General features: G+C 30.9%; 5 protein-coding genes. All 5 read left to right on the plus strand.

Annotated elements, in window-relative coordinates; translation table 11 throughout:
* The first annotated feature begins 52 nt into the window (after positions 1-52).
* The gene (rplM, locus tag VK071_10200) at positions 53-481 is read left to right on the plus strand and encodes a 50S ribosomal protein L13 (GenBank protein HLR35678.1); all 429 of its coding nucleotides are present in this window, start codon (positions 53-55) and stop codon (positions 479-481) included.
* A 23-nt stretch (positions 482-504) separates the two neighbouring features.
* Entirely contained in the window at positions 505-897 is a 393-nt protein-coding gene (gene rpsI / locus VK071_10205) for a 30S ribosomal protein S9 (protein HLR35679.1), read from the plus strand.
* Between the two features lie 138 nt (positions 898-1,035).
* Positions 1,036-1,761, plus strand: a complete 726-nt coding sequence (gene cwlD / locus VK071_10210) for an N-acetylmuramoyl-L-alanine amidase CwlD (protein HLR35680.1) — start codon at positions 1,036-1,038, stop codon at positions 1,759-1,761.
* Positions 1,762-1,937: 176 nt separating this feature from the next.
* The gene (gcvT, locus tag VK071_10215) at positions 1,938-3,032 is read left to right on the plus strand and encodes a glycine cleavage system aminomethyltransferase GcvT (GenBank protein HLR35681.1); all 1,095 of its coding nucleotides are present in this window, start codon (positions 1,938-1,940) and stop codon (positions 3,030-3,032) included.
* A gap of 59 nt (positions 3,033-3,091) precedes the next feature.
* Positions 3,092-3,200 (plus strand): glycine cleavage system protein H (locus VK071_10220; protein ID HLR35682.1); only part of this gene is annotated, 109 nt, incomplete at its 3' end.

Here is a 3,200-nt window from a genome sequence, read left to right on the forward strand (position 1 = left end):
AAACCCCGGAATTTTCATATATACTCACTGTTGTAATAAGGAGGGAAAAAAGATGAAATCTTACATGCCTAATATAGATGAAGTTGAGAAGAAATGGTATGTTATCGATGCAGAAGGAAAAGTTTTAGGTAGATTAGCAAGTGAAGTGGCTATGCTTTTAAGAGGGAAACATAAGCCAATTTATACACCTCACACAGATACAGGAGATTATGTAATAATAGTTAATGCTGATAAAGTTGTTTTAACTGGTAAAAAACTAGAACAAAAGCATTATAGGTACCATACGGGACATCCAGGTGGATTAAAAGAAGTTCCTTATGAAAGATTAATGGAAAGAAATCCTGAAAAGGCTATTGAATTAGCAGTAAAGGGTATGCTTCCAAAGAATAGATTAGGAAGAAAAATGATTAAGAAGTTGAAAGTATATAGTGGACCTGAACATAAACACGAAGCTCAAGAGCCAGAAGTTTATGAATTTTAACATTTATGAAAGGAGGGCTATAATTGGATAAGGTAGAATTTTGGGGTACAGGAAGAAGAAAAACCTCTATAGCTAGAGTAAAATTACTTCCTGGATCTGGAGAGATAATTATAAATAATGAAAATATTGACGATTATTTCGATTATGATACGTTAAAAGTAATTGTTAAAGAACCATTAGAAATAACTGATACATTAGATAAATATAATGTGTACGTTAATGTACAAGGTGGAGGGTTTACTGGTCAAGCAGGAGCAATTAGACATGGTATTGCAAGAGCATTATTAGATGCAGAAGAAGACTCAAGGCCTGTACTTAAAAAAGCTGGTTTCTTAACAAGAGATCCTAGAATGAAAGAAAGAAAGAAATATGGCTTGAAAAAGGCAAGAAAGGCACCACAATTCTCAAAGAGATAAGATATATATATATTGTAAACAGAATACAAAAGATAAAATTAAAACACTGGATAAAACCAGTGTTTGTTTTTTGTCTAAAAATAGTAATAAGGACAAGTCCTCTATTAATATAAATTATAGGTATAGGAGGGGGATTAAATGAGAGTAATATTTATTAGTAAGAAAACATTATACATCTTATTAGTTGCTATAGTCATCATTATATTATTATTCTATATTTTAATCAGCAGAAAGTATATGGCTATAACTTCTTTCTTAACTGGAGGGAAAAAGGTTATAGGTATTGATCCTGGTCATGGAGGAGTTGATCCTGGGGCTATTGGAGTAAGTGGAACTAAAGAAGCTGAAATTAATCTAAGCATAGCTTTAAAACTAAAAGAGTTAATAGAAAAAGATGGTGAAATAGTTATAATAACCAGGGAAGGAGAAGAAGGACTTTATACAAATAAATCAAAAACTTTAAAAGAAAAGAAGACAGAAGACTTAAAAAACAGGAAGAAGATAATTGAAAAGGGACATTGTGATTTATTATTAACAATACATTTAAATAGTTTTTCCGATTCTAGGTATCATGGAGCCCAAACATTTTATAAAAAAGATTGTGAAGAAAGTATAAAATTAGCTTATGCAGTTCAGAAAGAATTAAAAAATCTCCTTAACGAAGATAATAATAGGGTACCACAAGAAAGAGAGGAAGTATTTTTAATAAATGAAATAGAAATGCCTGCCATATTGATAGAATGTGGGTTTTTATCTAATGCTGAAGAAGAGAAGTTATTGAATTCTAGGGAATATCAAGAAAAGGTAGCAAAAGCAATATATTTAGGGATTTTAAAGTATTATGAAGGTATAGGAAAAAGTTAAAATATAAAATTTTGCTAAAATGACTATTAATTTTGTGTAAAAAGATATATAATGTATATGTGAAGTAAATAACAAACTTCAAAAATTGTGAGTCCATTAACAAATCTTGCATTTTTAGTAATGTTTTTATATAATCATGTTGATGGCTATTTAAAATTTAGAAAGGAGTGTGTGTTATGGGACAAAAAAAGACTCCACTTTTTGATGAGCATGCTAAACTTGGAGGTAAAATTGTTGATTTTGCAGGATGGGCTCTTCCTGTACAATATGAAGGGCTAATTGCGGAACATGAGGCAGTTCGTACAAAGGCTGGTATTTTTGACGTATCACATATGGGAGAAGTTATGGTTAAAGGTGAAGAGGCACTAGATTATTTACAGTACTTACTTACTAATGACATTAGTAAGCTAGAGGATAACCAAATACTCTATACATTTATGTGTTATCCAGATGGAGGAGTAGTAGACGACTTTCTAGTTTATAAATACTCCGATGAAGAATACTTATTAGTTGTGAATGCGGCAAATACTGATAAAGACTTTAAATGGATGATTGACAACAAAAAAGATTTCAATATTATTATTGAAAACATTTCTGACAGCATTGGTGAAGTAGCTATTCAAGGGCCTAATTCAGAGAAAATATTGCAAAAGTTAACAGACACAGATTTATCTAAGTTAAAACCATTTAGAATTGTTAGAAATGTAAAAATTGCAGGTGTAGAAGCTATGGTTTCTAGAAATGGTTATACTGGAGAAGATGGCTTCGAAATTTATACTGATAAAGACGATATAGTAGAAGTATGGAGAAAACTTCTAGAAGTAGGAGAAGAAGATGGCTTAGTGCCTGCAGGATTAGGGGCAAGAGATACATTAAGATTTGAAGCCGGTCTTCCGCTATATGGTAATGAAATATCCAAAGATATAACTCCATTAGAAGGCTCCTTAGGTTTCTTTGTTAAATTAAATAAGGAAGAGGATTTCATAGGAAAAGAAGCTTTGAAAAAGCAAAAAGAAGAAGGCTTAACTAGAAAAGTAGTTGGATTTGAGCTTAAGGGTAGAGGTATACCAAGAGAAGGCTATGAAGTTCAAAAAGATGGTAAAAAAATAGGCCATGTAACTACTGGATATAGAACACCCACTCTAAAGAAAAGTATAGGAATGGCACTAATAGATATTGATGAAACTGAAAAAGGAAATACTGTTGATATAATGGTTAGAAAAAGACCAGTAGAGGCAGAAATAATTAATAAATCTTTTTATAAAAGATAAAATAGACTTAAATATTAACATAAAAAAATAAATATATATTTTGAATGGGAGGTAAAATTATGAAGGTTTTAGAAGGATTACTTTATACTGAGGATCATGAATGGATAAAAATTGATGGTGATGAAGCAACAATAGGATTAGCAGATTATGCTCAAGATGCTTTAGGAG

It is taken from the genome of Tissierellales bacterium (genome assembly GCA_035301805.1).
Lineage (GTDB): Bacteria > Bacillota > Clostridia > Tissierellales > DATGTQ01 > DATGTQ01.

Bases quoted from the DNA above. Each gene is read 5' to 3' on its own strand.
- rplM (HLR35678.1), top strand. From the start codon at position 53: ATGAAATCTTACATGCCTAATATAGATGAAGTTGAGAAGAAATGGTAT.
- cwlD (HLR35680.1), top strand. From the start codon at position 1,036: ATGAGAGTAATATTTATTAGTAAGAAAACATTATACATCTTATTAGTT.
- gcvT (HLR35681.1), top strand. From the start codon at position 1,938: ATGGGACAAAAAAAGACTCCACTTTTTGATGAGCATGCTAAACTTGGA.